Origin of the sequence: Corallococcus sp. CA047B (genome assembly GCF_003612065.1) — a bacterium.
GTDB lineage: Bacteria > Myxococcota > Myxococcia > Myxococcales > Myxococcaceae > Corallococcus > Corallococcus praedator.
On the sequence record NZ_RAWD01000092.1, the window covers coordinates 22,936 to 29,266 of the forward strand.

At 69.2% G+C, this 6,331-nt stretch carries 5 protein-coding genes; all 5 read left to right on the plus strand.

All coding sequences use genetic code 11. The features are described 5' to 3' along the window. Positions 1 to 5 precede the first annotated feature (5 nt). Positions 6 to 1,145, plus strand: a complete 1,140-nt coding sequence (locus tag D7X74_RS16540; protein WP_120533935.1) for an acyl-CoA dehydrogenase family protein — start codon at positions 6 to 8, stop codon at positions 1,143 to 1,145. A gap of 28 nt (positions 1,146 to 1,173) precedes the next feature. After that, on the plus strand, positions 1,174 to 2,322 hold the full coding sequence (locus tag D7X74_RS16545; RefSeq protein WP_120533936.1) for an acyl-CoA dehydrogenase family protein: 1,149 nt from the start codon (positions 1,174 to 1,176) through the stop codon (positions 2,320 to 2,322). Positions 2,323 to 2,354: 32 nt separating this feature from the next. Beyond that, positions 2,355 to 3,566 (plus strand): acetyl-CoA C-acetyltransferase, encoded by a 1,212-nt coding sequence (locus tag D7X74_RS16550; RefSeq protein WP_120533937.1) that lies wholly within the window; start codon positions 2,355 to 2,357, stop codon positions 3,564 to 3,566. 38 nt (positions 3,567 to 3,604) lie between these two features. Beyond that, a complete protein-coding gene (locus D7X74_RS16555; RefSeq protein WP_120533938.1) occupies positions 3,605 to 5,782 on the plus strand; it encodes a 3-hydroxyacyl-CoA dehydrogenase NAD-binding domain-containing protein in 2,178 nt (725 codons plus the stop codon). Continuing rightward, the coding region (locus D7X74_RS16560; RefSeq protein ID WP_120533939.1) for an aldehyde dehydrogenase family protein at positions 5,770 to 6,331 on the plus strand (562 nt) is incomplete at its 3' end. The genes D7X74_RS16555 and D7X74_RS16560, both read left to right, overlap by 13 nt.

Genomic DNA, 6,331 nt, shown 5'->3' on the forward strand with positions numbered 1-6,331 from the left:
CCCCCATGCATGTGAGAACACCGGAGCAAGCTGCCTTCGCTGACGCCATCGATGCGTTCTGTCGCGCCCGGACCGGGACGCGCGCGCAGCGGGACGCCCTCACCCAGAACGGCACGGAGGCGCACAGCCCCAGCCTCTATGCCCAGATGGCGGAGCTGGGCTGGCTCGGCGTGGGGCTTTCCCCGGAGCACGGCGGCTCCGGCGGCGGCATGTCCGACATCTGCCTGTTCGCCGAGCGGACCGCCTACGGGCTCGCCCCCGTGGGGGGCTACATCACCACCGCGGTCGCCGCGGGCCCCTACGCGAAGTTCGGCACCGAGGCCCAGCGCGAGACGATCCTCGGAGGCATCGCCCGGGGCCGCGTGGAGGCCATCTCCATCTCCGAACCCGGGGCCGGTTCGGACGCCGCCGCCATCACCTGCCGCGCGACCCGCGTCCACGGCGGCTTCATCGTCAACGGACAGAAGACCTGGTGCTCCAACGCGCACTTCGCGGACCACCTGCTGCTGGTGGCGCGCACGAACGCGCAGAGCTCGCGGCACGAAGGGCTCACCATGTTCTGCGTCCCCGCGGGCACGCCGGGGATGGAGATTCGCGGCATCCCCACGATGGGCGGCAAGGAGGTCAACGACGTCTTCTTCACCGACTGCTTCGTGCCGGAGAACGCCGTCGTCGGCATCGTGGACCGGGCGTGGCCGCAGTTGATGTCGGGCCTCAACAGCGAGCGGCTCATCCTCGCCGCGTCCATGCTCGGCCGGGGCCGGCGCGCGTTCGACGACGCGCTCGCCTACGTGAAGGAGCGCCAGCAGTTCGGCAGGCCCGTCGGTTCGTTCCAGGCACTCAAGCACCGGATCGCGGACCTCGCCACCGAACTGGATTGCTGTGAGCTGCTCGTCTACCGCGTGGCCGCCATGGCGGACGCGGCGCCGGAGCGGACCCTCCCCCGCGAGGCCTCCATGGCGAAGCTGAAGACGACGGAGACGGCCAAGCGCGTGGCGCTGGAGGGCATGCAGATGATGGGCGGCTACGGCTACGCGACCGAATACGACATGGAGTCGCACCTGCGCGCCACGGTCATCTCCACCGTCTACGGCGGCACGAGCGAGATCCAGCGCGACATCATCGGCAAGACGTTCGGACTCTAGGGCGGAACATGAGCGCAAGGAGACAGACATGACGACGCGTCCCCGGTGGAGCTCGGACGAACTCGAACAGGTGCGCGGGCTGGCGGCCACCTACTTCACGAAGGAGGTCATCCCCAACGTGCCCAAGCACGTGGCCCAGGGGTATCCGGACAAGGCGCTCTACCGCAGGGCCGGGGAGCTGGGCCTGCTGTGCATGTCCATCCCGGAGGCCTACGGCGGCGGCGGCGGCACGTTCGCGCACGAGGCCGTCCTCATCGAGGAGCAGGTGCGCGCCGGGGACCCGTCCATGGGCTTCGCGGTGCACTGCACCATCGTCGCGCACTACCTGCTCGCCTACGCGTCGGAGGCCCAGAAGCAGAAGTGGCTGCCCCGGCTGGCGAGCGGTGAATGGGTGGGCGCCATCGCCATGACCGAGCCGGGGACGGGCTCCGACCTCCAGGCCATCACCACCCGCGCGGTGCGTGAGGGCGACTTCTACCGGGTGAGCGGCTCGAAGACGTTCATCTCCAACGGCCACGTGTGCGACTTCATCATCATCGTCGTCAGGACCGGTGACGAGAAGGGCCATGCGGGCATCTCCCTGGTGTGCGCGGAGGTCTCCGACACGACGCCCGGCTTTGAACGCGGCCGCATCCTCGACAAGCTGGGGGGCAAGGGACAGGACACCACCGAGCTGTTCTTCGACGACCTGAAGGTCCCCGCCGTCAACCTGCTGGGCGGCGAGGAGGGCAAGGGCTTCGGGCAGTTGATGAGCCAGCTTCCCCAGGAGCGGCTGAGCACGGCCCTCATCGCGATGGCCAGCCTGGAGCGTGCGGTGGAGGTGACGGTCGAGTACACCAAGCAGCGTCACGCCTTCGGCAAGCCGCTCTTCGCCCTGCAGAACACGCGCTTCGAGCTGGCGGAGTGCGCGACCCTGCGGCGCGTCTGTCGCACCTTCATCGACGACTGCATCACCTCCCACCTGGAGGGCAGGCTCGACGTGACGACGGCCGCCATGGCGAAATACTGGGTGACGGACCAGGCCTGCATCGTCGCGGACCGTTGTCTTCAGCTGTTTGGAGGGTACGGTTACATGAAGGAGTACCCCATCGCCCACCTGTTCGCGGACACCCGCGTGTTGCGGATCCTCGCGGGCGCGAACGAGGTCATGAAAGAACTCGTCGCACGTTCCCTGTAGCCCCATCCCCCGTCTCCCAAGGAGGCTCCCAAGTGAGCCAGGAAGCTTTCATCTTCGACGCCGTCCGTACCCCTCGCGGCAAGGGCAAGAAGGGCGCGCTGCACGGCACCAAGCCGGTGTCGCTGCTCATCGGGCTGGTGGACGCCCTCAAGCAGCGCAACCCCACCCTGGACCCCCAGCGCATCGACGACGTGGTGCTGGGCGTCGTCTCCCCCGTGGGAGACCAGGGCGCGGACATCGCGCGGACCCTGGTACTGGCGGCGGGCCTGCCGGAGACCACCGGCGGCGTGCAGCTCAACCGCTTCTGTGCCTCCGGCCTCACCGCGGTGAACCTGGCCGCGCAGCAGGTGCGCTCCGGCTGGGAGCACCTGGTCATCGCGGGCGGCGTGGAGAGCATGTCGCGCGTGCCCATGGGCTCCGACGGCGGCGCCTGGGCCCTGGACCCCGCCACCAACTACGACACCTACTTCGTGCCGCAGGGCATCTCCGCGGACCTCATCGCGACGATGGAGGGCTTCACCCGCGAGGACGTGGACGCCTACGCCGCGCGCTCCCAGGTGCTGGCGGCCCAGGCCTGGGCGGGCGGCTACTTCAAGAAGTCCGTCGTCCCGGTGCGGGACCAGAACGGCCTCACCGTGCTGGACCGTGACGAACACATGCGCCCGGACTCCACCGTGGCCTCGCTGGGGCAGCTCAACCCGTCCTTCAGCGTGATGGGCGAGGCCGGCGGCTTCGACGCGGTGGCGCTGCAGAAGTACCACTCCGTGGAGCGGATCCACCACGTGCACACGCCGGGCAACTCCTCCGGCATCGTGGATGGCGCGGCGCTGGTGCTGGTGGGCTCGGAGAAGGTCGGCAAGGCGCTGGGCCTCACGCCCCGCGCGCGCATCGCCGCCGTGGCCACGTCCGGTTCGGACCCCACCATCATGCTCACCGGCCCCATCCCGGCCACGAAGAAGCTGTTGGACATCGCCGGGCTCACGGTGAAGGACATCGACCTCTTCGAGCTGAACGAGGCCTTCGCCTCCGTGGTCCTCAAGTACCAGAAGGACCTGGGCATCCCGGACGAGAAGCTCAACGTCAACGGCGGCTCCATCGCCATGGGCCACCCGCTGGGTGCCACCGGCGCGATGATCCTCGGAATCGTGGTGGATGAGCTGGAGCGGCGCAAGGCGCGCCGCGCGGTCGTCACCCTGTGCGTCGGCGGCGGCATGGGTGTGGCCACCCTCGTCGAGCGCGTCTGAACCTCCCCCCTTCCTTTCGACAACATTCGAGCAAACCCATGAGCGAACAGAACACCCTGCGCTGGGACAAGGACGCCGACGGCATCGTCGTCTTGACGTTGGATGACCCGAGCCAGTCCGCCAACACCATGAACGCCGCGTATGTGAAGTCCATGCGCGCGGCGGTGGACCGGCTGGTCCAGGAGAAGGACAGCATCACCGGCGTCGTGCTCACCTCCGCGAAGAAGACCTTCTTCGCGGGCGGGGACCTGAACGACCTGCGCCGCGTGAAGAAGGACGAGGCGAAGCAGGTCTTCGAGCTCTGCGAGGAGATCAAGGCGCAGCTGCGCACGCTGGAGACCTTCGGCAGGCCCGTGGTCGCGGCCCTCAACGGCGCGGCGCTCGGGGGCGGGCTGGAGATCGCCCTCGCCTGTCACCGGCGCATCCTCGCGGACGTCAAGGGCGCGCAGGTGGGCCTGCCGGAGGTGACGCTCGGGCTCTTGCCCGGCGGCGGCGGCGTGGTGCGCGTGGTGCGGATGCTGGGCATCGTGGACGGCCTGATGAAGGTGCTGCTCCAGGGCCAGCGCCTCCGCCCGCAGGAGGCGAAGGAGGTGGGGCTGGTGCACGAGCTGGTGGACTCCGTGGACGCGCTCCTGCCCGCGGCCAAGGCCTGGGTGAAGGCGAACCCGAAGGCGCAGCAGCCGTGGGACCAGAAGGGCTACAAGATTCCGGGCGGCACCCCGTCCACCCCGGCCCTCGCGGCGAACCTGCCCGCGTTCCCCGCCAACCTGCGCAAGCAGCTCAAGGGCGCGAACATGCCGGCGCCGCGCGCCATCATGGCGGTGGCCGTCGAAAGCACGCAGGTGGACATCGACACCGCGTTCACCATCGAGTCGCGCTACTTCACCGAGCTGGCCGTGGGCCAGGTCGCGAAGAACATGATGCAGGCGTTCTTCTTCGACATGCAGCACATCAACTCCGGCGGTGGCCGTCCCAAGGGCTTCCCCCAGCACACCGCGAAGAAGGTCGGCGTCCTGGGCGCCGGGATGATGGGCGCGGGCATCGCGTACGTCTGCGCCAAGGCCGGCATCGACGTGGTGCTCAAGGACGTGAGCCTCGAGTCCGCGGAGAAGGGCAAGCAGTACTCCGCGAAGCTCGTGGAGAAGGCCGTCCAGAAGGGCTCCTCCACGAAGGAGAAGGGCGAAGCGCTCCTCGCGCGCATCACCCCCGCCACGGACCCCGCCGCGCTCGCGGGCTGCGACCTGGTCATCGAGGCGGTCTTCGAGGACGTGAAGCTCAAGCACAAGGTCTTCCAGGAGATTCAGGGCGTGGTGGCCCCGGACGCGCTGCTGGCGTCCAACACCTCCACCCTGCCCATCACCCTGCTCGCCGAAGGCGTGACGCGGCCGCCCGACTTCGTGGGCATGCACTTCTTCTCCCCCGTGGACAAGATGCCGCTGCTGGAGCTCATCGCGGGCAAGCAGACGGGTGACGCCGCGCTCGCGAAGGCCATCGACATCGCGGTGCAGATTGGCAAGACGCCCATCGTCGTCAACGACAGCCGGGGCTTCTTCACCAGCCGCGTGATTGGCACGTTCCTCAACGAGGCCATCGCCATGGTGGGAGAAGGCATCTCCCCCGCCTCCATCGAACAGGCGGGCCTCCAGGCCGGCTACCCCGCGGCCCCGCTCCAGCTGGTGGACGAGTTGACGCTCACCCTGCCCCGGAAGATCCGCCTGGAGACCCAGGCCGCCGTCGTGGCCGAGGGCAAGACGTGGGAGGTCCACGGCAGCTACGCGGTGATGGACGCGATGATCGACCAGCACGGGCGCAAGGGCCGCTCCACCGGCGGCGGCTTCTACGACTACGCGGACGGCAAGCGCACGGGACTGTGGCCCGGCCTCACCCAGCACTACACGAAGCCCGGCCACACCATCCCCTTCGAGGACATGAAGGAGCGGATGCTGTTCGCGGAGGCCATCGACACGGTGCGCTGCTTCGACGAGGGCGTCCTGCGCTCCGCCGCCGACGCGAACGTGGGCTCCATCCTCGGCATCGGCTTCCCGGCCTGGACGGGCGGCGTGGTGCAGTACATCAACGGCTATGAGGGCCCCACCGGCACGGGGCCGCGCGGCTTCGTCACCCGCGCGCGTCAGCTCGCGGAGCGCTACGGGAAGCACTTCCTGCCGCCCGCGTCCCTCGTCGAGAAGGCCGAGAAGGGCCAATGCCTCCCGTAGCCACCGCCCCCGACAGGGGCAGTCCCCAGGCAGGGACTTCGCTCGACGCGAAGGCGCTCGTCGAGCGTCAGCGCACGTACTTCGAGACCCGCGTCACGCTCCCGCTGGAATGGCGGCGGGAGCAGCTGCGGGCGCTGGAGCGGGCGGCACGTCAGCACGAAGCGCAGATCCTCGATGCCCTCCGTGCGGACCTGTCCAAGAGCGCGGAGGAGGCCTACCTCACCGAGGTCGGGAGCATCTACGGGGAGCTCAAGAACGCGCTCAAGCACGTGAAGGCGTGGATGGAGCCCCGGCGGGGCTCCGCGCCCCTGGTCATCCAGCCGGCGCGGGCCTACCAGTACGCGGATCCGCTGGGCGTCACGCTCATCATCGCGCCCTGGAACTACCCCTACCAATTGTCCATCGCACCGCTCATCGGGGCGCTCGCCGCGGGCTGCACCGCCGTGTTGAAGCCCAGTGAGCACGCCCCCGAAACCTCCCGCGTGCTCGCGCGGATGCTGACCCAGGCGTTTCCGCCGGAAGTCGTATCGGTGGTGGAGGGGGCGGCGG

Excerpts from the sequence above, each read along its gene's own strand:
- D7X74_RS16545 (WP_120533936.1), top strand. The coding sequence starts at position 1,174 with ATGACGACGCGTCCCCGGTGGAGCTCGGACGAACTCGAACAGGTGCGC.
- D7X74_RS16540 (WP_120533935.1), top strand. The coding sequence starts at position 6 with ATGCATGTGAGAACACCGGAGCAAGCTGCCTTCGCTGACGCCATCGAT.
- D7X74_RS16555 (WP_120533938.1), top strand. The coding sequence starts at position 3,605 with ATGAGCGAACAGAACACCCTGCGCTGGGACAAGGACGCCGACGGCATC.